The organism is Nocardiopsis oceanisediminis, assembly GCF_048595525.1.
GTDB classification, from domain to species: Bacteria; Actinomycetota; Actinomycetes; order Streptosporangiales; family Streptosporangiaceae; genus Nocardiopsis_A; species Nocardiopsis_A oceanisediminis.
This window is the reverse complement of sequence record NZ_JAFMZJ010000001.1, coordinates 2,742,910-2,764,732: the sequence shown is the minus strand read 5'-3', so window position 1 is coordinate 2,764,732 and position 21,823 is coordinate 2,742,910. Positions and strand designations below refer to the sequence as shown.

At 74.0% G+C, this 21,823-nt stretch carries 18 protein-coding genes and 1 pseudogene; 1 reads left to right on the top strand and 18 read right to left on the bottom strand.

The genetic code is table 11. From position 1 onward, the window contains the following. Positions 1-110: 110 nt before the first annotated feature. The 4 genes from J0910_RS12295 to J0910_RS12280 all read right to left on the bottom strand — a co-directional run bounded on the left by J0910_RS12295 (position 111) and on the right by J0910_RS12280 (position 2,640). Complete coding sequence (locus J0910_RS12295; protein WP_420158632.1) at positions 111-1,037, bottom strand: RluA family pseudouridine synthase; 927 nt, start codon at positions 1,035-1,037, stop codon at positions 111-113. After that, the gene (gene lspA, locus J0910_RS12290) at positions 1,034-1,561 is read right to left on the bottom strand and encodes a signal peptidase II (RefSeq protein ID WP_420158631.1); all 528 of its coding nucleotides are present in this window, start codon (positions 1,559-1,561) and stop codon (positions 1,034-1,036) included. Before lspA ends, J0910_RS12295 begins: the two co-directional genes overlap by 4 nt. Positions 1,562-1,647: 86 nt before the next feature. Continuing rightward, the gene (locus J0910_RS12285; RefSeq protein ID WP_420161972.1) at positions 1,648-2,043 is read right to left on the bottom strand and encodes a TraR/DksA family transcriptional regulator; all 396 of its coding nucleotides are present in this window, start codon (positions 2,041-2,043) and stop codon (positions 1,648-1,650) included. Between the two features lie 339 nt (positions 2,044-2,382). Beyond that, positions 2,383-2,640 (bottom strand): hypothetical protein, encoded by a 258-nt coding sequence (locus tag J0910_RS12280; RefSeq protein WP_420158630.1) that lies wholly within the window; start codon positions 2,638-2,640, stop codon positions 2,383-2,385. A gap of 411 nt (positions 2,641-3,051) precedes the next feature. Between J0910_RS12280 and ileS the strand changes: the two genes are divergently transcribed. Further along, a complete protein-coding gene (gene ileS / locus J0910_RS12275) occupies positions 3,052-6,228 on the top strand; it encodes an isoleucine--tRNA ligase (protein ID WP_420158629.1) in 3,177 nt (1,058 codons plus the stop codon). A gap of 399 nt (positions 6,229-6,627) precedes the next feature. Here the strand turns inward: ileS and J0910_RS12270 are convergent. The 14 genes and pseudogenes from J0910_RS12270 to mraY all read right to left on the bottom strand — a co-directional run. Further along, a pseudogene (locus J0910_RS12270) lies at positions 6,628-6,903 on the bottom strand (leucine zipper domain-containing protein); the annotation flags it as partial. A 127-nt stretch (positions 6,904-7,030) separates the two neighbouring features. Beyond that, positions 7,031-8,632, bottom strand: a complete 1,602-nt coding sequence (locus J0910_RS12265) for a hypothetical protein (RefSeq protein ID WP_420158628.1) — start codon at positions 8,630-8,632, stop codon at positions 7,031-7,033. A 52-nt stretch (positions 8,633-8,684) separates the two neighbouring features. Continuing rightward, positions 8,685-9,569 carry a DivIVA domain-containing protein gene (locus J0910_RS12260; protein WP_420158627.1) on the bottom strand — a complete coding sequence of 295 codons (885 nt, stop codon included), beginning with the start codon at positions 9,567-9,569 and terminating at the stop codon, positions 8,685-8,687. Between the two features lie 129 nt (positions 9,570-9,698). Next, complete coding sequence (locus tag J0910_RS12255) at positions 9,699-9,998, bottom strand: YggT family protein (protein WP_420158626.1); 300 nt, start codon at positions 9,996-9,998, stop codon at positions 9,699-9,701. A gap of 36 nt (positions 9,999-10,034) precedes the next feature. Then, positions 10,035-10,556: a cell division protein SepF gene (locus J0910_RS12250; RefSeq protein WP_420158625.1), complete on the bottom strand. Its 522-nt coding sequence runs from the start codon at positions 10,554-10,556 to the stop codon at positions 10,035-10,037. Between the two features lie 124 nt (positions 10,557-10,680). Then, positions 10,681-11,421 carry a YggS family pyridoxal phosphate-dependent enzyme gene (locus J0910_RS12245; RefSeq protein WP_420158624.1) on the bottom strand — a complete coding sequence of 247 codons (741 nt, stop codon included), beginning with the start codon at positions 11,419-11,421 and terminating at the stop codon, positions 10,681-10,683. A gap of 46 nt (positions 11,422-11,467) precedes the next feature. Further along, on the bottom strand, positions 11,468-12,193 hold the full coding sequence (gene pgeF / locus J0910_RS12240) for a peptidoglycan editing factor PgeF (protein WP_420158623.1): 726 nt from the start codon (positions 12,191-12,193) through the stop codon (positions 11,468-11,470). 126 nt (positions 12,194-12,319) lie between these two features. Then, complete coding sequence (gene ftsZ, locus J0910_RS12235; RefSeq protein ID WP_420158622.1) at positions 12,320-13,771, bottom strand: cell division protein FtsZ; 1,452 nt, start codon at positions 13,769-13,771, stop codon at positions 12,320-12,322. 419 nt (positions 13,772-14,190) lie between these two features. Next, positions 14,191-15,000, bottom strand: coding sequence for a cell division protein FtsQ/DivIB (locus J0910_RS12230; protein ID WP_420158621.1), 810 nt, complete (start codon positions 14,998-15,000; stop codon positions 14,191-14,193). A gap of 40 nt (positions 15,001-15,040) precedes the next feature. Further along, positions 15,041-16,471, bottom strand: coding sequence for a UDP-N-acetylmuramate--L-alanine ligase (murC, locus tag J0910_RS12225; protein ID WP_420158620.1), 1,431 nt, complete (start codon positions 16,469-16,471; stop codon positions 15,041-15,043). Next, the gene (gene murG / locus J0910_RS12220; RefSeq protein ID WP_420158619.1) at positions 16,468-17,631 is read right to left on the bottom strand and encodes an undecaprenyldiphospho-muramoylpentapeptide beta-N-acetylglucosaminyltransferase; all 1,164 of its coding nucleotides are present in this window, start codon (positions 17,629-17,631) and stop codon (positions 16,468-16,470) included. The genes murC and murG overlap by 4 nt, the downstream gene beginning before the upstream one ends. Beyond that, the gene (gene ftsW, locus J0910_RS12215; protein ID WP_420158618.1) at positions 17,628-19,067 is read right to left on the bottom strand and encodes a putative lipid II flippase FtsW; all 1,440 of its coding nucleotides are present in this window, start codon (positions 19,065-19,067) and stop codon (positions 17,628-17,630) included. The genes murG and ftsW overlap by 4 nt, the downstream gene beginning before the upstream one ends. A gap of 194 nt (positions 19,068-19,261) precedes the next feature. Further along, on the bottom strand, positions 19,262-20,719 hold the full coding sequence (murD, locus tag J0910_RS12210; RefSeq protein ID WP_420158617.1) for a UDP-N-acetylmuramoyl-L-alanine--D-glutamate ligase: 1,458 nt from the start codon (positions 20,717-20,719) through the stop codon (positions 19,262-19,264). A 70-nt stretch (positions 20,720-20,789) separates the two neighbouring features. After that, positions 20,790-21,794, bottom strand: a complete 1,005-nt coding sequence (gene mraY, locus J0910_RS12205) for a phospho-N-acetylmuramoyl-pentapeptide-transferase (protein ID WP_420161971.1) — start codon at positions 21,792-21,794, stop codon at positions 20,790-20,792. Positions 21,795-21,823 lie beyond the last annotated feature (29 nt).

Below are 21,823 nucleotides of genomic sequence, written 5' to 3'. Positions count from 1 at the left end.
CCGGAGCCGCCCCTCCCCCGATGATCGTGGAGTTGCGGGGCCGTCTGAGCGCTCTGACGGCCCCGCAACTCCACGATCATCGCCCGGGGGCGGAGTCTCCCAGCAGCGAGCTAGTCCTCGCGGAGCAGGTCCAGCGCCTCCGACAGGTCCTCGGGGTAGCCGCTCTCGAACTCGACCGGCCGGCCCTCGGTCGGGTGGTCGAAGCCGAGGCGGACCGCGTGCAGCCACTGCCGCCGCACGCCCAGCCGCTCGGCCAGGGTCGGGTCCGCGCCGTAGAGGCGGTCGCCGACGCAGGGGTGGCGCAGCGCGGACATGTGCACCCGGATCTGGTGGGTGCGCCCGGTCTCCAGCTTGATCTCCAGCAGGCTGGCGGCGCGGAACGCCTCGACCGTGTCGTAGTGGGTGACCGACGGGCGGCCCCCGGCGACCACCGCGAACCGGCCGTCCCCGGAGGGGTGCCGGTCGATCGGGGCGTCGACGGTGCCGCGCAGCGGGTCGGGGTGGCCCTGGACCAGCGTGTGGTAGCGCTTGTCCACGGTGCGCTCCTTGAACGCCCGCTTCAGCACCGAGTAGGCCGCCTCGCTCTTGGCCAGCACCATCAGGCCGGTGGTGTTGGCGTCCAGGCGGTGCACGATGCCCTGGCGCTCCGCGGCGCCGCTGGTGGTCAGCCGGACCCCGGAGGCCAGCAGGCCCTCCAGCACCGACGGGCCGGTCCAGCCCACGGTGGGGTGGGCCACCACGCCGATGGGCTTGTCCACCACGATGATGTCGGCGTCCTCGTAGACCGTCTTCAGGCCCGGGACCGGCTCCGGGCGGGGCACCGGGGCGCTCGGCGGCGGGGGCAGCGTGACCTCCAGCCACGACCCGGCCTGGACCCGGTCGGACTTGGCCGCGGCGGCGCCGTCCACGGCGACCTCGCCGGCGGAGATCAGCTCTGCGGCGCGGGTCCGGGAGAGCCCGAACATGCGGGCGATGGCCGCGTCCAGGCGGTCGCCCTCCAGTCCGTCGGGGACCGGCATACTGCGGTGGTCGCTCACGGGCGGTCCCCCTTCTCCTCCGAGGTCTCCTCGGAAGCGCTCTCGGCCCCGGCCTTCTCCTCCGGCCCGGCCTCGCCCTCCCGGGTGCCGTCGATGTTGATCCCGCGGAAGGCCAGCAGCACGGCGAGGGCGCTGCCCGCCACCAGGCTGGAGTCGGCCAGGTTGAACACCGGCCAGTGCGGCAGCTGGATCCAGTCGACCACGTGGCCGTGGAGCGGCGACGGCGGGCGGAACAGCCGGTCCACCAGGTTGCCCAGCGCGCCGCCGAGGATCAGGCCGAGCGAGATCCCCCAGGGCAGGCTGCGCAGCTTCCGCGACATGCCGATGATGTAGCCGGCCACGCCGATGGTGATCAGGCTGAAGACCCAGGTCATCCCGGTGCCGATGGAGAATGCGGCGCCCGGGTTGAAGATCAGGGTGATCTGCAGCAGCTCGCCGACGACCGGGAGCCGCTCGCCCGGCTGGAACCGCGCCAGCACCAGTTCCTTGGTGGCGAAGTCCAGGGCCAGTGAGACGGCCGCCACGGCCAGTACCAGGACGAACCGCCGCGGCTTCGTCGCGGCGGGCGCGTCCCCCGTTCGTTGTTCGTCCCCGGAGGGCTCTACGTCAGTCAGCGACGCTCCTCGCGTTGTTTGCAGGTCACGCACAGCAGGGCCCTCGGGTAGGCCTGGAGCCGGGCCTTGCCGATCGCCTGGCCGCAGGAGGCGCACACCCCGTAGGTCCCCGCGTCCATCCGTCCGATCGCCTGCTCGCTCTGGGCGAGCAGGTCACGAGTATTGTAGGACAGTGCGAGGTCGTGCTCGCGCTGGTAGGCCTTGGCCCCGGTGTCCGTGGGGTCGTCCCCCGCGTTGGAGACCGCGTCGGCCGACCACTCGGCCAGCTCCGACCGGGCCTCGGCGAGCTGCTCGCGCAGCCGGACCACATCGGTCTCCAGGGAGGCCCGCACCTCCGCCAGCTCCTCCGCGGTCCACGGGTCCTCGCCCGACCGCGCGGGCGGCACCCTCACCTCGGTCACGCCCCGGCGCTCCTCGTCCCCGGTCCCGCGGCTCCCCGCCGGACCGTCCTCCTCGACCGCCGCCCCCGCCGCCGTCGGTGCCGCCATGGGTTCCCCCCTCTTTCGGGCCCGGCCTCGCCGAGCCCGTCGTTCCCCCCTGTCGACGTGCGAAGACACCCGCTGCACGGGCACGCCCCGCACGGTGGGAGGGAGCTTAGGCGGCACCGCCGGACGAATCAATCGACCACGGCGGAACACGGCATCGCGTTTCTTTCCCCGATATGTTCCCCGTTCCGGGGCGGCGACCCCCCGCGCCCGCCCGGAACGGCCCGCGGCGGCCCCGGCGGCGGGTCAGCCGGAGACCGCGAACCCGCCGTAGTCCTCGGCGAGCAGCGCCAGGTGCGGCTCGTCGAACAGGGCGGAGCCGCCGTGCGGGCCGACCCGCACCTCGATCACCCAGTCGGCGTCCTCGGCGTCGTCCTCCCCGGCGAGCATGTCCCGGTGCACCGTGCACGGCGCGTACCCCTGGTCCAGGAGCTGCTCGGCCAGCTCCTCGGCGTCCTCCCGGTCGTGCAGCGTCACCAGCACGGCCTCAGGTTCCCGGCCCATCCGCTCTCCTTCTCCGCTCTCTCCGCTCGTCCCGGCGCGCGGCGCCCCGGCCGACAGTATGCCCCGGCGCCGCCGCGCCCCGCCCCCGCGGGCGGAACGGCCGGACCCCGCCCCCGCGGTGGGCTATCCTCTCTTCCAGAGCCGGGCTTCGATGGGGACGAGTACCGGCGGACTACAGCCCGAAGCGACCCGGGGACGGTGCGAGCCCGGGGGCATGACCGCCGCGAAGATCACCCCTGAGCCGCCGGAAGAACGGCCCCCTCGCGGGGCCCAGTAGAACCGGCACCGCGGCGGCGCGCGCCGCGGAGAACGAAGTGGGGGGCGGCCGCGTACGCCCCCAAGGAGGGTGGTACCGCGGGGCCTCGGCCTCGTCCCTCCATCAGGTCGGCATCCTGATGGAAAGGGCAGCACGTGTCACCAGATCACCCCTCCGGCCCCCGCCCGTTCCCGGCCCTGCCCGCGCAGATCGACCTCCCCGCGGTCGAGCGCGAGGTCCTGGAGCGCTGGTCGGAGCAGAAGGTCTTCGAACGCTCCCTGGAGCAGACCCGGGGCGGCCCCAGCTGGGTCTTCTACGAGGGCCCGCCCACCGGCAACGGCAAGCCCGGCGTGCACCACGTCGAGGCGCGCGCCTTCAAGGACGTCTTCCCGCGCTTCAAGACGATGAAGGGCTTCCGGGTCGACCGGAAGGCCGGCTGGGACTGCCACGGGCTCCCGGTCGAGGTCGCCGTCGAGAAGGAACTCGGCATCAGCGGCAAGAAGCAGATCGAGGAGTACGGCGTCGCCGAGTTCAACCGGCGCTGCCGCGAGTCGGTGCTCCGGCACGTCGACGCGTTCTCCGAGATGACCCGGCGGATGGGCTACTGGGTCGACATGGACGACGCCTACCGCACCATGGACCCGCAGTACGTGGAGTCGGTCTGGTGGGCGCTCAAGCAGATCCACGGCAAGGGGCTGCTGGTCCGCGACTACCGGATCAGCCCGTACTGCCCGCGCTGCGGCACCACGCTCTCCGACCACGAGCTGGCCCAGGGCTACGAGACGGTGACCGACCCGTCGGTCTACGTCCGGTTCCCGGTCACCTCCGGCCCGCTGGCCTCGCCCGAGCGGCCCACCTCGCTGCTGGTCTGGACGACCACCCCGTGGACCCTGGTCTCCAACACCGCGGTGGCGGTCCACCCGGACGTGCAGTACGTGGTGGCCACGGACGGCACCGAGCGGCTGATCCTGGCCGAGCCGCTGTTCGAGAAGGTCCTCGGCGAGGGGTGGGCCCTCACCGGGGAGCGCTTCGAGGGCGGCGAGATGGAGCGCTGGACCTACCAGCGCCCGTTCGAGCTGGTCGGCTTCGACGAGCCGGCGCACTTCGTGGTTCTCGCCGACTACGTCACCGTGGAGGACGGCACCGGCCTGGTGCACCAGTCCCCCGCGTTCGGCGCCGACGACATGGCCGTGGCCCGCGCCTACGGCCTGCCGGTGGTCAACCCGGTCCGCGCCGACGGCACCTTCGCCGAGGACCTCGACCTGGTCGGCGGGGAGTTCTTCAAGAAGGCCGACGCCGCGCTCGTCGACGACCTGCAGGCGCGCGGCCTGCTCTTCCGGCACCTCGCCTACGAGCACAGCTACCCGCACTGCTGGCGCTGCCACACCGCGCTGCTCTACTACGCGCTGCCGTCCTGGTACATCCGCACCACCGCGATCAAGGACGAGCTGCTGGCGCAGAACGCGGACACCTCCTGGTACCCGGAGAACGTGAAGGAGGGGCGCTTCGGCGAGTGGCTGCGGAACAACATCGACTGGGCCCTGTCCCGGAGCCGGTACTGGGGCACCCCGCTGCCGGTCTGGCAGTGCGCCGACGAGCACGTCACCGTGGTCGGCTCGCTGGCCGAGCTGGGCGGGCTGGCCGGGCGCGACCTGAGCGCGCTCGACCCGCACCGCCCCTACGTGGACGACGTGGTGCTGGACTGCCCCGAGTGCGGCTCCCCCGCGCACCGGGTGCCCGAGGTGATCGACGCCTGGTTCGACTCCGGCTCCATGCCGTTCGCCCAGTGGGGCGCCCCGCACCGCGACGAGGAGGTCTTCCGGGAGAACTTCCCGGCGCAGTACATCTGCGAGGCGATCGACCAGACCCGCGGCTGGTTCTACTCGCTGATGGCGGTCAGCACCCTGGTGTTCGGCCGCTCCTCCTACGAGAACGTGGTCTGCCTGGGGCACATCCTCGCCGAGGACGGCCGCAAGATGAGCAAGCACCTGGGCAACGTGCTGGAGCCCATCTCGGTGATGGAGCGGCACGGCGCCGACGCGCTGCGCTGGTTCATGCTGGCCAGCGGCTCCCCGTGGGCGGCCCGGCGGGTGGGCCACGCCGCGCTGGAGGAGATCGTCCGCAAGGTCCTGCTGACCTACTACAACACCGTCTCCTTCTTCACCCTCTACGCCAACGCCGGGGAGGGGTGGAGCCCGGAGCGGCTCGCCGAGGCGCCGGCCCCGGCCGACCGCCCGCTGCTGGACCGCTGGCTGCTCTCCGAGCTCAACCAGGTGGTCGCCGACGTCGACGCCGCCATGGAGTCGTTCGACACCGCCGGCGCCGGCCGCCGGCTGAACGCCTTCATCGACGACCTGTCCAACTGGTACGTGCGCCGATCCCGCCGCCGGTTCTGGGCGGGCGCCGCCGCCCCTGAGGGCGCCGCCGCGTTCGCGACCCTCTACGAGAGCCTGGAGACCGTCACCCGGCTGCTCGCGCCGATGGTCCCGTTCCTCACCGACCACGTGTGGAACGCGCTGCGCCGGGAGGGCGACCCGGAGTCGGTCCACCTGGCCCCCTGGCCGCAGGCGGACACCGGGCTGATCGACGCCGGCCTGTCGGAGCAGATGGCCCTGGTGCGCCGCCTGGTCGAGCTGGGCCGCGCCGCCCGGGTCGACTCCGGGGTCCGCACCCGCCAGCCGCTCTCCCGGGCGCTGGTCGGCGCGGCCGGCTTCGAGGCGCTGCCCGAGCAGCTGCGCGCGCAGATCACCGAGGAGCTCAACGTCGGCGAGCTGGACCCGCTCTCCTCGGTCGGCGGGGACCTGGTGGACTACACGGTCAAGCCGAACTTCCGGGCGCTGGGCAAGCGGTTCGCCAAGCGCACGCCGCTGGTGGCCGGGGCGATCGGCGCGGCCGACGCGAAGGGCCTGGTGGACGCGGTCCGCTCCACCGGCTGGGCCCAGGTGCAGGTCGAGGGCGAGCCGGTCGAGGTCAGCGCGGAGGAGGTGCTCATCACCGAGCAGCCCCGGGAGGGCTGGACGGTGGCCGGGGAGAGCGGCGAGACCGTCGCCCTGGACCTGGAGATCACCCCGGAGCTGCAGCGCGCCGGGCTGGCCCGCGAGGTGGTCCGCCTGGTCCAGGACGCCCGCAAGTCCAGCGGCCTGGACATCTCCGACCGGATCTCGCTGACCTGGTCGGCGACCGACCCGGTCACCGCGAAGGCGCTCGCCGAGCACGCCCGCTCCATCGCGTCGGAGGTCCTCGCCTCCTCCTTCGCCCAGGGCGAGGGGGACGGCGGCCACACCGTCACCTCCGCGGAGTTCGGTCTGACCTTCTGGATCCGCAAGGCCTGACCCGCTCCGAGCGCCCGCCGCCCCGCCCGGGGGCGGCGGGCGCCGCACTTCCCGGCCCGGGAAGAGAGACGCGGCGGGCCCTGTGCGCCGACGTCCCCGCGCGCACCGGGCGGGCCGCCGCCCTCCGCCGTACCCCACGGGGATGCGGAGCGGGCCCTGGCCGTCCCCTCCCACAGGTCGCCGAGGATGCACCGGCCGCCTTGCCTCGACCGGAACGGCGCCCTCGCTTCACCTTCCCCGGCCGACGCCCCCACAGGGCGACCGGGCGACCGCCGCCCCTCCCGCCGGGTCCGCGACGGGCCGCAGGCGAGACCGGAGAAAAGCGCTCTTTCCCCTCCGCCCCGCCCTCCCGGTCGAAGCGGGGCCGACGCATGGGCGCTCCGGCCCTGCACCGGTCCTCCCGCCCCGGGCGGGGCCCGGTTTCCGGGCCCGGCGCAGGGCGCAGACCTTCGCCTCCATCGCGGGCGGGGTCCGGTGCGGTGTCGTGCGGGGCCGGCTGGACCGGTCGTGCAGGCCGGCCCCGCCCTCGGCCCGCCACCGGCGCATCTGTTCGTGGGCCGTGGTCCGCGAGACCCCCGTCTCGGCCGCGACATGGGCGAGGGGGCGGCCTGAACGGGCGCGTTCGACTAGCGGCCTCCTACCGAAGACGGTCAGTCGGGCATTGCGGTGGGCCACGAAGACCTCCGTGCGGTGAGTTCCCGGACGGCTCCCACCGCACCGGAGGTCTTCGCCGTGTTCAAGGCCACAGCAGTGTCAACAACGCCCATGACCATTACACCTAGGGGGTCGTGGAAGAGGCGGGTCAGCTCGGGTCGGAGGTGGGCTTCCCGTTCTCCGTGCCGTCCGCGCCGTTCTTGTCGCGGAGGCCGGCGACGAAGGCCGAGAAGGAGTCGTCGCCGCTCCCGGCGTCCGCACTGTCCGCGCTGTCCGCCGTTCCTTCGGTCTTCTCCGAGTCTTCCGGGCGGTCCTCGGCGGTGTCCGCGGCCTCGCGGGGCCCGGAGCCGGTCCGCTCCGCGGAACCGCCCTCTTCTGCGGCCTCCTCGGCCGCCTGGGCCTCGGGTTCCAGGGCGGCCGGAGCCTCCGGCTCCTCGGCGGTTCCGGAGTCCGCACCGGCCTTCTCGGTCCCGGCGGCCTCTCCGGCCGGTTCTTCGGGGGCGGCGTCCTCGGCGGTCCCGGACCCGGCCGGCTCCTCCCGGTCGGCCTCCTCCGCCTGCTCGGCGGCCGGGGCGTCCTCGGTCCGCTCGGCGGCGTCCCGCTCTCCGGTGGTGTCGGCGGTGTCGGCGCTCTCCGGCTCCGCCTCGGTCCCGGTCTCGGGGCCCTCCTCGGGCTTCTCGTCCGGGTCTCCGGGCTCCTGCCCGTCCTCCCTCTCGGCGGCGGGGGCGGCCTCCTGAGCGGCCACGGCGGAGGCGTCAGCGTCCGCTCCGGCCGGGCCGGCCCCTTCGGGGTCCTCCCGGTCTGCGGGGGCGGCGTCCTGCTCGGGGGCGTCCTGCTCTGCGGCCGCCTCGGCCGGGGCGGCCTTCTCGGGCTCCTCGGCGTCCTCGGGGCCTTCGGTGTCCTCGGCGGTCTCGGAGGCGGCCTCCGGAGCGGCGCCGTCCAGGGTGTCCTCGGGGCCGTCCCCTCCGGCCTCGGGGGCGGGCGGCTCGGCCTCGGAGGCGGCGTCCGCGCCAGGCGGTTCCGGGGCCGGCTGCTCCGGCCGCTCCGATTCCTCTTCCTCCGGCTCTCCGCCGCGCTCCGCGGGCGCCTCGGCCGGGGCCTCGGCGGTGCGGGGGCCGGCCTCCGGGGAGTCCGGGGCGGTCGGCAGCGGATCGAGCTCGGGGAGCGGCTCGGGTTCGGGAAGCGGGGGCTCCTCGCCCGCGGCGCCGTCGGCACCGGGGGCGGGAGAAACTCGGGGGGCGGCCGGGGCCGGCTCGGCGGCCCCGGGCCCGGCGGGATCGTCCGCGCGACCGGCCGGGCCGGAGTCCGGCCGGTCGGGCGGGGCCTCCCCCGTCTCACGGGGCGCCGGCACGCGCTGGTCGGCCGGTGCCTCCGAGGGCGTCGCCACCCGCACCGGTGCATCGACCGGCGCGGGTGACGGCCCCGCGGACGGGACGGATCCCCTGGGCCCCTCGGCCCCGGGCACGGCGGCCGGCACCTGGCCGGCCGCGGGTACGGACGCCTTCCCCAAACCGTCCGTACGCACGGCCGCGCCCGCGGGCGCGCTGTGCGCCTCCGCGCCGATCCTCCCACCGGTCCCGGCCGGTTCCAGCAGCGCCTTCCGGCTGCGGACCGCCTCGGCGACGAGCAGCACCGCGCTCGCACAGCCGAGGCCGATGGCGATGTACACCAGGCTCACTTCGGCGAGCACGACGGCGATCACGATGAGAAGCAGCGCCGCTGCGAGAGCGGCGAGACTGCACAGGATCAACACGGGTCGAGAGGGCCTTACCTACACAGGGAATCCGAATGCTGCACGTGCTCTAGCGGCGCTCGTGCGGGGCCTCACCCGGGTGGAAACCGCCGTGCGGGGCCGGCTCGGGCTGCTGCTGGGCGAACGGGTTGGTGCCCGGGCCGCCCGCGGGGCCGTGCTGCATGGCCGGAGCACCGCCGGTCGGCGCGGCCATCGTCTGGAACCCGCCGGTGGTGTTCAGGTTCGGCGGAGCGGCCGGCTCGTTGCCGCCCTCGGCGAGCTCGCGCAGCTGGCGCTCGAAGTAGTCCTTCAGGCGGGCGCGGTACTCGCGCTCGAAGTCCTTGAGGACCTCCACCTTGTGCTCCAGCTCCTCGCGCTGCTGCACGAGGGAGCCCATCACCTGGCGGTGGCGCTCCTGGGCGTCCCGGTCCAGGTTCTCCGAGCGGGCGCGGGCCTCGTTGACGATCTGCTCGGCCTGGCGGCGGGCCTTGCCGAGGATGTCGTCGGCCTCGTGCCGGGCGCGGCCCAGGGTCTCGTCGGCCTCGCGTCGGGCGTCGGAGATGGCCTGGTCGGCGGTCTGCTGGGCGAGGGCGAGGACCCGCGCGGCGGTGTCCATGTTCTCCTCGGAACCGGGCAGGCCCATGTTGGCCGCGGCCATCGCCGGCATCTGCTGCTCGACCTGCGGCGGGGCCGGAGCCGGGGCGGGCTCGGGCTGCGGCGGCTCGGGCTGCATCTGCTCCTGCGGCTGCTGGAACTCCTGCATGCCGGCGTTGGGCACCTTGCCGCGGAGGCACTCGGCGAGCTTGCCGCGCAGCTCCTCGTTCTCCTGGATCAGCCGGTCCAGCTCGGACTCGACCTCGTCGAGGAAGGCGTCGACCTCTTCTTCGTCGTAGCCCGGCCGTAGCCGGGTCGTACTGAACTGCTTGTTCCGCACATCCGCGGGTGTCAGCGGCATGTTCGTCTCCTTGGCGCGCTTGGACTTTATCCGTAGGGACGCTACCTGATCGTGACCTTACGGCAATCCGGATCATGACCAAGACCACATATCGGATCCGGAGCTTACCCGTCCGATATGAAGTAGTGGCTAGGCCATGGTCACGGCCGCCGAACGCGCGACCTGGAGCAGGATCACCACGATGATGAAGAGCACGGTGAAGCTCAGATCCAGGGCCACGCTGCCCAGCCTGACCGGTTTGATGAACCGCCGAAGGAACTTCAGCGGCGGGTCCGTGATCGTGTAGACGGTCTCGGCGAGCACCAGCGAGAAGCCCGACGGACGCCACGACCGAGAGAAGGACTGGACCAGCTCGAACACCAGCCGCCCGATCAACACCAGCATGAACAGTTGCAGGATGATGGCGACTGTGTTCAGGACGATGGCCACGGTCGTTCCCCGACCCAATCTGTGTACGGCTGCGGTCTAACTCTGATTGAAGAACCCTCGTTCAGCGATCCGTGCCTTGTCTTCAGCGGTCACCTCAACATTAGCCGGGGACAGGAGGAACACCTTGTTCGTCACCCGCTCGATGTCGCCGTGCAGGCCGAAGATGAGCCCCGCCGCGAAGTCGACCAGCCGCTTGGCGTCGCTGTCGACCATCTCGGTGAGGTTCATGATCACCGGTATGCCTTCCCGGAAGTGCTCTCCGATAGTACGCGCCTCGTTGTAGGTGCGCGGGTGGAGCGTGGTGATCCGGGCCAGGTCCGCCTTGGCCGACGACGCCGGGGCCCGGCGCTCGCCTCCGGGCGCGGCCTGGTCGCCGCCGTCGCTCACGGCGTCGGCGCGAGGGTCGCCGCCATGCGGGTCGGTCTCCCGGTCCCGCCTGTCCTCGACGGCCTCGTCGAGGTCGTCGAAGTCATCATATTCGTCCGCATAGCGGTGATCGTAGCGGTCGTCCTCCACGAGGCCGAGGTAGACCGCCATCTTGCGCATCGCGCCGGCCATCTCATGTCCTCCGTCGTCCCTGTGGTGCGGCACCGCAGAAGACTTCATTGAGTCCGCCTGGATCCGCCGATGCCCGCGTGGCGGGCGAACTCGACAGATGGGCGCCAAGGTCCATGTGGGGACATTACCCCACGTTCGGCCCCCGACCGCCGAGCAACGCCGTACCCACCCGCAGGTGTGTCGCGCCGTTCTCGATGGCGGCCTCCATGTCTCCGCTCATCCCCGCGGACACCACCCTCGCCTGAGGGTAGCGAGCCCGGATGTCCTCCGCGACCGTGCGGAGCCGGGCGAAGGCCTCCGCGGGGTCGCCGCCCAGCGGCGCGACCGCCATGACGCCGCGCAGGGCGAGGCCCTCCTCCTCCGCGATCCGGTCCGCGACCGCGGGCACGTCGCGCGGGTCGGCGCCGCCGCGCGGGCCGATCACCCCCGCCGCGGAGCCCGGGTCCAGGTCGACCTGGACCAGGCAGCCCAGCTCCCGGCCCTCCACCCGGGCGCGCGCGCCCAGCGCCGCGACCAGGCGCTCCCGGTCCACCGAGTGGACCATGTCGGCGTAGCGCGCCACCGACTTGGCCTTGTTGGTCTGCAGCTGGCCGATGAAGTGCCGGGTGAGCCGGAGGTCGGCGGTGGCGGCCGCCTTGGGCGCAGCCTCCTGGTCCCGGTTCTCGCCCACGTCGGTGACGCCGAGCCCGGCGAGGATCCGCACGTCCGAGGCGGGGTAGGTCTTGGTGACCGCGATGATGGTCACATCCTGCGCGGGCCTCCCGGCCTTCTCGCAGGCCCTGGCGGCCCGCTCGCGCACCGCGCGCAGGTTCTCCGCGATGCGCTCGCGCCGCTGCCGGTCCCCCTCCGGGACTGCCCCGCTCATCTTCTCTTCTTCCCTTCCGCTCTGCGCTCTTCCGCCGGTCCGCGGCTCACCGGACCCGCCACACGTAGCCCGCCAGCCGCCCGGTGGGCGCGCCGCGCCGGTGTGAGAAGAGCCCCTCGGTCTCGTAGGTGCACCGGCCGTCCTCGGTGATCTGGCCGACACCGGCCGCGCGCAGCTGCGCGGCGACCGCGGCCCGGATGTCGATGCCGGGGGTGCCCCGCCGGGTGGTGGCGGCCCCCTCCGGGGTGTGCGCGGCCAGCTCGTCGCGCATCTCGGCGGGCACCTCGTAGCAGGAGCCGCAGATGGACGGGCCCAGCGCGACCGAGATCCGGTCCGGCTCGGCGCCGTTGCGCACCATCTCCGCGACCAGCGCGGGGGCGACCCCGCCCAGCGTCCCGGCCCGCCCGGAGTGCGCGGCCCCGACCACCCCGGCCTCCGGGTCCGCGGCGAGGATCGGCAGGCAGTCCGCGGCGAGCACGGCCAGCACCAGGTCCTCCTCCCGGGTGAGCACCGCGTCGACCCTGCCGACGGTGCCGGGGCCGGTGGCGACCGCGACGTCGGCGCCGTGCACCTGGTCCATCCAGACCACCCGGCGGTGGTCGAAGCCGAACCGCTCCGCGGCGGCGGCCCGGTTGCGGTCCACCGCCTCCGGGTCGTCGGGCACGCCCTTGCCCAGGTTGAGGGTGTCGAACGGAGCGGCGCTCACCCCTCCGTCGTAGCGGCCGGTGAAGCCGGCGAGCACTCCCGGCACCAGTTCGAAAGCGGCACTCATCTTCGGGGCATCTCCAGCGGTCGGGCGGGTGGCGACGCGAAAAAGCGTACCGGCGGCGGGATGCCCCGCCGCCGGTACGCCTGCGCGTCCGGTACGCGCTACTCCGGCCGTGTCACTTCGGCCGCGTCACTTCAAGAAGTCCGGCACGTCCAGGTCGTCGGGGTCGTCGAAGATGACCCGGCGCCGCGGGGTGGGCACGTCGGAGGCGCGGGAGAAGGCCCCGTCGGTCCCGGTGCGGCGGCCCTGGCCGTAGCCGCCCTCACCGATCGGGTGGACCGGGCGGGGGCGCTGCGCGGCCTCGTCCTCCTCCGGGGCCGGCTGCGGGGCGGACTGGGCGGCGCGCGCCTCGCGGACCTCCGGCTCGGCCGGGGCCTGCGGCTCCGGAGCGGGCGCGGGCGGCTCCGGGGCGGCGGCCTCCGGGGCCGGCGGCTCCTCGTGCACCGGGGCCGGCTCGGCCGGGCGGGCCGCCTCCGGCTCGGGCCGCGGGTCGGCCTGGACCGGGCGGACCGGCTCGGGCGCCGGGGCCGGGGCCGGTTCGGGCCGCTCGCGCTGCGGCTCCGGGGCGCGCGGCGGCGCCTCGACCGGTGCCGGCGGGCGCGCGGCCGCGGCCGGCGGCTTGGGCGCCTCGATCCGCGGCTCGTCGAACCCGGCGGCGATGACGGTGACCCGCACCTCGTCGCCGAGGGCGTCGTCGATGACCGCGCCGAAGATGATGTTGGCCTCGGGCGCCGCGGAGTTGGCGACCAGCTGGGCCGCCTCGTTGATCTCGAAGAGGCCCAGGTCGGAGCCGCCCTGGATGGAGAGCAGCACGCCGTGGGCGCCGTCGATGCTGGCCTCCAGCAGCGGCGAGGAGATGGCCATCTCCGCGGCCGCGACGGCGCGGTCGTCGCCGCGGGCCGAGCCGATGCCCATCAGGGCCGACCCCGCTCCCTGCATCACCGACTTCACGTCGGCGAAGTCCAGGTTGATCAGGCCCGGGGTGGTGATCAGGTCGGTGATGCCCTGGACACCGGAGAGCAGCACCTGGTCGGCGGCCTTGAACGCGTCCAGGACGCTGACCTGCCGGTCCGAAATGGACAGCAGCCGGTCGTTCGGGATCACGATGAGGGTGTCCACCTCCTCGCGGAGCATCGCTATCCCCGATTCGGCCTGGGTGGCGCGCCGCTTGCCCTCGAACCCGAAGGGGCGGGTCACGACACCGATCGTCAGGGCGCCCAGTGAGCGTGCGATGTTGGCGACCACGGGGGCGCCCCCGGTTCCGGTTCCGCCCCCCTCACCCGCGGTGACGAAGACCATGTCGGCCCCCTTGAGGACCTCCTCGATCTCCTCCCGGTGGTCCTCCGCCGCCTTCCGGCCGACGTCGGGGTCGGCCCCGGCGCCCAGCCCCCGGGTGAGCTCGCGGCCCACGTCCAGTTTGACGTCGGCATCGCTCATGAGCAGCGCCTGAGCGTCGGTGTTGATGGCGATGAACTCGACGCCCTTGAGTCCCTCTTCGATCATCCTGTTCACGGCGTTGACGCCGCCGCCGCCGATGCCGACGACCTTGATGACCGCGAGGTAATTCTGCGGTGCTGCCACGACGAGGGGCCTTTCCGCTCGCATCCGCCGACCGCTCCGAAACCGCCGCGGCCGCGGCGTGGGCCGCTCCCCGGCGGCGGTCGGGCGGACCGGCTGTCCGGTTCTACAGTCTTACTTCAGGTGGCCGCCCCGCCGACCGCCGCCGGTCCGGCCACCTTGGGGAGGGACCTCCGAGTCCGGGGGGACTTCGGATCCTTCTCCCCTAACGCTTCGAGTCCATACTTATGTCAACCAAAGGTTCGACTCCCGACAGTAGGCCGAGGCCAGCCAGCGGGCAACCAACCTGGGGATCAGCCTAACGGCGTGTCGCCTCCGGAAGCGATGCGGCGCTCGGCGCGTCGCATCTGGAAAGCCGGGCGGATTCCGGGCGGCCCCCGATCGGCGGGGCCCGCCTCCCCTCCCCGCCGGGGCGGGAGGGGTCAGCCCCGCTCCTCCGGTTCCCCGGAGGGCTTCTCCGACGGCTCCGCCGAAGGGCTCTCCCGAGGGGAGGGCGTGGCGCGCCCCACCACCGCCATGTCCTGCGCGCTCACGTCGTAGCGCCGCCCCTCGACCGGAGGGTGCTCCTCCGCCAGCGCCTCCAGCACCCGGGCCTTGTGCCCGGCGCCCCCGCCGTCGCCCCAGGAGACCTCGGCGCCGCCGTCCAGTTCCAGGACGATGGCGTCGGGGTCCCTGGCGTCGATGCGCGCGAGCCGGACCGGCAGCGCGCCGTCCAGCGCCTCGGCGATCCCGGCGGCCGCCGAGATCCCCTCGTTCCCCTCCACCTCGCCCCGGACCGAGGCGACCGGGTAGTCCTCCGGGAGGGCCTCGGTGTCGGAGATCCGCACCCCGTCCTGGTCGACCAGGCGGTATCCGCCGTCGGCGCCGACGGCCAGCTCGGGCGTCCGCTCCTCGACCCGGACCCGCAGCTCGGCGGGCCAGCCCCGCTCCACCCGGACCGACTCGGCGAGGCGCAGGCCCTCCACCCTCCGGGCCGCCGCCTCGGTGTCCACCCGGGCCAGCGGGGTGCCGGTGGGCACCGCCAGTGCCCGCACCACCTCGTCCCGGTCGATCCGGTGCAGGCCGGAGACGGCGACCTCGCGGACCACCAGCAACCGGGAGCCGAGCAGCAGGTACCCGGCGGCCGCGAGGAGGGCCACGATGAGCAGCACGATGAAGGCGACCTTCCACGGGTCCGCCCTGCGGCGCGGCGGTGCCCCGTCCGCGCCTCCCTCGACCGTGCCGCCTGCCACCGCGGCCCCTCCCCCTCGGTCCGCCGTTCCGCCCGGGCGATCAGCCCGCCGCCTTCGCCTCCAGCGCGCCCACGATCAGCGGGCCCAGCTCGGTGACGTCGCCCGCGCCCATGGTCAGCACGATGTCGCCCGGTCCGGCGAGCGCGGCCGCGGTGACCACGGCCTGCTGCCGGCTCGGGGCGGGGTGCACCCGCGGGTGGCCGACGGCGCCGGTGATCAGCTCCGCGGTGACCCCGGGCTCGGGGTCCTCCCGGGCGCCGTAGACCTCCATCACCACGGCCTCGTCGGCGAGGGTCAGCGCCTCGCCGAACTCCTTGGCGAAGATCCGGGTGCGGCTGTAGAGGTGCGGCTGGAACACCGCGACCACGCGGCCGCCGCCCTCCCCTCCGGCCCGGGAGTCCAGGGCGGCGCGGGCCGCCTTCAGGTCCGCGGCGATCTCGGTGGGGTGGTGGGCGTAGCTGTCGTAGACCGCGGTGCCGGCCGCCTCGCCCTTGAGCTCGAAGCGGCGGGCGGCGCCGGTGAAGTCGCCGAGGCCGGCGACCGCGACCTCCGGGTCGTGGCCGAGCTCGTCGGCGACCGCGATCGCCGCGGCCGCGTTGAGCACGTTGTGCCGGCCGGGGACGGCCAGGGCGCACTCCAGCGGGTCGCCGCCGGGCGGGGTGAGGGTGAACCGGGTGGCGAAGCCGTCCGCGGTGATCCCGGAGACCCGGAACTCCGCGTCGGGCGACTCGCCGTAGGTGCGCACCCGCAGCCCGCGGGCGCGCGCGGTCTCGGCGAGGGCGCGGGCGCCCGGGTCGTCGGTCCCGGCGATCACCGCGCGGCCCACCCGCTCGGTGAAGGCGGCGAACTTCGCCTCGATCTCCTCCAGGCCGCCGTAGTTGTCCAGGTGGTCGGCTTCGACGTTGGTGACCACCGCGACCTGCGGGGAGAGCATCAGGAAGGAGCCGTCGCTCTCGTCGGCCTCGGCCACGATCACGTCGTCGGAGCCGGCGTCGGCGCCCAGGCCGGTGGTGACCAGCTTGCCGCCGATGACGTAGCCCGGGTCGACCCCCAGGTGCTGCAGGACCACGGTGAGCATGGAGGTGGTGGTGGTCTTGCCGTGCGTGCCGGCGACCGCGACCCCGGTCCGGTCGAGCAGCAGCGAGCCCAGCGCCGCGGCCCGGGGCAGCACCCGCAGCCCGCGGGCGCGGGCCTCGGCCAGCTCCGGGTTGTCCTCGCGGGCGGCCGAGGTGACCACCACGGTGTCGGCGGAGCCGACGTGCTCGGCGGCGTGGCCCACGTGCACCCGCGCGCCGAGCCGCTCCAGCTCGCGCAGGACCGGGCCGTCCTTGGCGTCGCTGCCGGAGACCTCGGTGCCGCGCTGCAGCAGGATCCGGGCGATGCCGGACATGCCCACGCCGCCCATCCCGACGAAGTGCACCCGGCCGAGCTTCTCCACGGGCAGCGGCTCCGTGGGGGGGACCAGGCTCATCGGGCGTCCTTCCCGTCGTCGAGGTAGGCGCCGTCCTCGTCGTCGGAGTCGTGCACGGCCGGCGCCTCGCCCTGGCGCTCGCCGCGGGCGATCGCCATGACCTCGCGGGCCAGCTCCATGTCGGCGTCGCGGCGGCCCATCGAGGCGGCCGCCTCCGACATGGCGACGACCCGGTCGGTGTCGGTGAGCACCGGGATGAGGGCCTCGGCGATCCACTGCGCGGTCAGGTCGGCGTTGTCGATGAGCAGGCCGCCGCCGGCCTCGACCACCGGCTCGGCGTTGAGCCGCTGCTCGCCGTTGCCGATCGGCAGCGGCACGAAGCAGCCGGGCAGCCCGACCGCGGTGAGCTCGGCGCAGGTCATCGCGCCGGAGCGGCACATCGCCATGTCCGCGGCGGCGTAGGCGATGTCCATCCGGTCGACGTAGGGCACCGCGACGTAGGGCACCCCGTCGACGGTGCGGTCCTCCGGCTCCTCGGCGTTCTTCGGGCCGACGACGTGCAGCACCTGCACCCCGGCGGCGGTGAAGGCCGGCTGGGCCTGGAACGCGGCCTCGTTGACCGCCTGGGCGCCCTGGGAGCCGCCGAAGATCAGCAGGGTGGGCAGGTCGGAGCGGAGCCCGAAGTGCGCGCGCGCCTTGTCGCCCATGGCGAGCCGGTCCAGCGTGGAGATCTGGTGGCGCAGCGGGATGCCGACGTAGCGGCCGTTGCGGATCTCGGTGTGCGGGTGGCCGGTGAAGACGTGCGGGGTGAGCCGCGCGCCGAGCCGGTTGGCCAGCCCGGGCAGCGGGTTGGCCTCGTGCACCACGATGGGCAGGCGGCGGCGCCGGGCCGCCAGGTAGCCGGGGGTGGCGACGTAGCCGCCGAAGCCGACCAGCACGTCGGCCTGGATCTCGTCCAGCCGGTCGCCGGCGGCGCTGATCGCGCTCGCCAGCTTGCCGGGCACCTGGAGCAGCTTCGGGGTGAGCTTGCGGGGCAGGGGGACGGCCGGGATGAGCCCGAGGTCGTACCCCCGCATGGGCACCAGGCGGGTCTCCAGTCCCCTCTCGGTCCCCAGGCAGACGATCTGCGTGTCGGGGTCGATGCGCCGCAGCGCATCTGCCAGGGAGAGCGCGGGCTCGATATGCCCGGCCGTGCCGCCTCCGGCGAGGGCTACCCTCATCGTCGCCGATTCCTCCTCGCTTGGACCTGCGCGTGTTCCTTCGTGCGCCGCGGATCGCCCGCGGCCGGCGTGTGCGCCTGCGACGCACCCGCCGGTCGGGGTCCGCCCTGCGCGGCGTCCAGGCCAAGCCAGCTTAGAGCCCTTTGCACCCGGCCCGGACCGCGCGCGGCCAGCGCCCGGCGCGCCTTCGGCTCGGTCTTGGCCAGCGCCAGCAGCACCCCGATCCCGAACAGGGTCGGGATCAGCGACGACCCTCCCGCCGAGACCAGCGGCAGCGGGATGCCGGTGACCGGCAGCAGGCCGATCACGGTACCGATGTTGACCAGGGCCTGCAGCACGATCCAGACGGTGAGCGAGGTGGCCGCCAGGCGCGCGAACGGGTCGCGGGTGCGCGACGCGACGCGCAGACCAGCGTATCCGAGGACGCCGAAGAGTCCGACGACGACGAGGGTCCCGACGAGACCGAACTCCTCCCCGATGATCGCGAAGATGAAGTCGCTCTCCGGGTGGGGCAGGAAACCCCACTTCTCCCGGCTGCCTCCGATGCCCACCCCGAACAGCCCGCCGGTGCCCAGCGCGTACAGGCCGTGCAGCACCTGGAAGCCGGACCCGGTCGGGTCGGCCTCGGGGTCCAGGAAGGAGGTGACCCGGGCGATGCGGAACGGCTCCACCGCGATCATGATCGCGACCAGGGTGGCGACCAGGCCGAACATTCCGACGAACAGCCTGCCCGGCGCCCCGACCACCCACAGCATGGCCAGGAAGATGGCCAGCAGCACCATGGTGGTGCCCAGGTCGGTGCCGAGCAGCACCAGCAGCACCAGCACGCCGCAGCCCGGCATCAGCGGGAAGAGCAGCTGGCGCCACTCCTTGAGCTCCTTGAGCTCCTCCTTGCGGGCCAGCACCGAGGCGCCCCACAGCACGAAGGCGAGCTTGGCCGGCTCCGAGGCCTGGACGGTGATGCCGCCGATCTCCAGCCAGCGCACCGCGCCGGAGTTGTAGGCCTCGCCCTTGAAGACGGTGAGCACCAGCAGCGCCACCGAGACCAGCATCGCCGGGTAGCCGATCGCCCGGAACACCTTGAGCGGCAGGTGCGAGGCGATCAGCATCAGCGGCAGCCCGACCGAGGCGGCCACCACCTGCTTCTGGAACAGGCTGTAGACCGACCCGGTCTCGGTGTAGGAGTCGACCATGGACGAGGAGAGCACCATGGTCAGGCCGAACGCGATGAGCAGCGCGCAGCTGCTGAAGATCAGGTAGTAGGAGGTCATCGGGCGGTCCAGGAGCTGCGGGACGCGCCGGAGCCGGCCTCCTGCCGGGCCCCGCCCGGGCGGCCCTCCGCCCCCGCGCGGACCCTCGGCCGCGGCGGGCCGCGCGGCTCCGCCCCTGGCCGCCCCGAGTGTCTTGGGCGCTCCCCCTCGGGGCACCGCAGCCATTCCCCACCTCCGCCGCGACACGGTTCTCCAGCGTCGACCAAGTCTGGCGGGAGCGGGACCGGCGGCGGCGGACATATCGCGCGTGTCGGACCGCTTTCTGTTTTTCTCACCCGGCCGGGGCGGAACCGGCCCCGCATGCGGCGCGCCCCGGCCCCCGCCGGGTGCGGCGGGGACCGGGGCGGCGGGCACCGGGGTCAGCGCGGGAGGGCCAGCACGGCCTCGGCGAAGCGCTCCCCGCGGACGTTGTAGTCGGGGAACATGTCCATGGAGGCGGCGGCGGGGGCCAGCAGCACGGTGTCGCCCGGCTCTGCCAGGCGGGCGGCCTCGGCCACCACCTCGGTCATCGCCTCGGCCCCGGTGGAGGCGACCTCCGCCACGGCGGTGCCCGGTGCGTGCTCCTCCAGGGCCTTGCGGAGCAGGTCCCGGTCCCGGCCGAGGAGGACCGCGGCGCGCAGCCGCGGCGCCGCCGCGCGGACCAGGTCGCCGACCTCGGCCCCCTTGAGCAGCCCGCCGGCGATCCAGACCACCGGTTCGTAGGCGGAGAGCGACGCGGCGGCGGCGTGCGTGTTGGTCGCCTTGGAGTCGTCGACGTAGAGCACCCCGCCGACCTCGGCGACCGGCGCGATGCGGTGCGGCTCGGGGCCGAAGGCGGCCAGGCCGGCGCGGACCGCCCCGGGGGCGGCCCCGGCGGCGCGGGCCAGCGCCGCCGCGGCCAGCGCGTTGGCGACCTGGTGCGGGGCGGCCGGGCGGACGTCGGAGAGCGACGCCAGCTCCTCGGCGGTGCTCCGCCGGTCGGCCGTGAAGGCCCGGTCGACGAGGAGGTCCTCCACCACGCCCAGCTCGCCGGGGCGCGGGGTGCCCAGGCCGAAGCCGACCAGCGGGGCCGAGGCGTCGCCGGCGGCGGCGAGCCGCACCGACACCTCGTCGGCGGTGTTGGCCACCCGGATCGTGCCCGGGGCGTACACCTTGCCCTTGGCCTCGGCGTAGGCGTCGAAGCCGCCGTGCCAGTCGAGGTGGTCCGGGGCGACGTTGAGCACCGCCGCGGCGTGCGGGCGCAGCGACTCCGACCAGTGCAGCTGGAAGCTGGACAGCTCCACGGCCAGCACGTCGGGGACGGCGCCGGAGGCGTCCGGGAGCACCGCGTCGATGATCGGGGTGCCGACGTTGCCGACCGCGAGCGCGTTCCGCCCGTCGGCGCGGAGCATCGCCTCCAGCATCCGCACCGTGGTGGTCTTGCCGTTGGTGCCGGTGACCGCGAGCCAGACCTGCTCGGCGGGCTTGAGCCGCCAGGCCAGCTCCACGTCGCCGATGACCTCCACGCCGGCCCGCGCCGCCGCGGCGAGCAGCGGGGCGTCCGGCCGCCATCCCGGGGAGGTGACGACCAGCGCGGCCCCCTCGGGGAGCTCGTCGGAGCCGAGCACGACCCCGGCGCCGGCGGCGCGCAGCCCTTCGGCGGCGGCGCGGGCCCGCTCGTCGTCGGTGCTGTTCACGACGGTGACCCGGAGGCCGCGGGCGAGCAGCGCGCGGACCACCGGCGGGCCGGAGACCCCGACGCCCGCGACGCACACGTGCCCGCCGGCCGGGACCGCGGTTCCGCCGCTTCCGGCGGGGACGCCGCCCTGGACCGGGTCTGCGGTGTTCTTCTCAGTCATCGCCACTTCTCGACTCGTCGCTCTCGCCGGGCGGCCCCGGCCCCGTTCCGCTCACGCCGCTCCGCCGCGGCTACCTCGGCACCCACTCCAGGTAGAACAGGCCGATGCCGATGCCGACCAGCAGCCCCTGGATGATCCAGAAGCGGATCACGATGGTGGTCTCCGCCCACCCCTTGAGTTCGAAGTGGTGCTGGAGCGGCGCCATCCGGAAGATCCGTTTACCGGTCAGCCGGAACGAGCTGACCTGCAGCATCACCGAAGCGGTGATGAGCACGAACAGGCCGCCGATGATGAGCAGCAGCAGCTGGGTGCGGGTGGTGATGGCCAGGCCCACGATGAGGCCGCCCAGCGCCAGCGAACCGGTGTCGCCCATGAAGATCTTGGCGGGCGGGGCGTTGTACCAGAGGAAGCCGATGCAGCCGCCCAGCGCCGCGGCGGCGACCACGGCCAGGTCCAGCGGGTCGCGCACCGGGTAGCAGTTCGGGGAGAGCAGCGCCTCGCTGCAGCTCTGCCGCAGCTGCCAGTTGCCGATGATGACGTAGGAGACCAGGGTCAGGATGGTCGCGCCGGTGGCCAGGCCGTCCAGGCCGTCGGTGAGGTTCACCGCGTTGGAGAACCCGACGATCAGGAAGAGCGCCCAGAGCACGAAGACGCCCAGCATCAGCGGGGGGCCGAAGTCGCGGAGGAAGGACAGCTGGGGGGAGGCGGGCGTGTAGCCGTAGCCGTTGGGGAACATCGTCACGCCGACGGCGAAGCCGACGCCCACGATGGTCTGGCCGAGCATCTTGGCGCCCGAGCGCAGGCCCAGGCTGCGGCGCTTGTAGATCTTGATGAAGTCGTCGAGGAAGCCGACGCAGCCCATCCCGACGAACAGGAAGATCACCAGCAGGCCGGAGACGGTCGGCTTGGACATCATCGCCAGGTGCGAGCCGAAGTAGCCGAGCACCGCGCCCAGGATGATGACGATGCCGCCCATGGTGGGCGTGCCCTGCTTGGTCTTGTGGCCCTCGGGGCCGTCGTCCCGGATCTCCTGGCCGAATTTGAACCTGAAGAGGATCCGGATCAGGCTCGGCATGATGAGCAGCGAGACGATGAGGGAGATGC

Excerpts from the sequence above, each read along its gene's own strand:
- murC (WP_420158620.1), bottom strand. The coding sequence starts at position 16,471 with ATGAGCCTGGTCCCCCCCACGGAGCCGCTGCCCGTGGAGAAGCTCGGC.
- J0910_RS12280 (WP_420158630.1), bottom strand. The coding sequence starts at position 2,640 with ATGGGCCGGGAACCTGAGGCCGTGCTGGTGACGCTGCACGACCGGGAG.
- pgeF (WP_420158623.1), bottom strand. The coding sequence starts at position 12,193 with ATGAGTGCCGCTTTCGAACTGGTGCCGGGAGTGCTCGCCGGCTTCACC.
- J0910_RS12260 (WP_420158627.1), bottom strand. The coding sequence starts at position 9,569 with ATGCCGCTGACACCCGCGGATGTGCGGAACAAGCAGTTCAGTACGACC.
- murD (WP_420158617.1), bottom strand. The coding sequence starts at position 20,719 with ATGACTGAGAAGAACACCGCAGACCCGGTCCAGGGCGGCGTCCCCGCC.
- J0910_RS12245 (WP_420158624.1), bottom strand. The coding sequence starts at position 11,421 with ATGAGCGGGGCAGTCCCGGAGGGGGACCGGCAGCGGCGCGAGCGCATC.
- J0910_RS12250 (WP_420158625.1), bottom strand. The coding sequence starts at position 10,556 with ATGGCCGGCGCGATGCGCAAGATGGCGGTCTACCTCGGCCTCGTGGAG.
- murG (WP_420158619.1), bottom strand. The coding sequence starts at position 17,631 with ATGAGGGTAGCCCTCGCCGGAGGCGGCACGGCCGGGCATATCGAGCCC.
- mraY (WP_420161971.1), bottom strand. The coding sequence starts at position 21,794 with ATGCCGAGCCTGATCCGGATCCTCTTCAGGTTCAAATTCGGCCAGGAG.
- ftsW (WP_420158618.1), bottom strand. The coding sequence starts at position 19,067 with ATGGCTGCGGTGCCCCGAGGGGGAGCGCCCAAGACACTCGGGGCGGCC.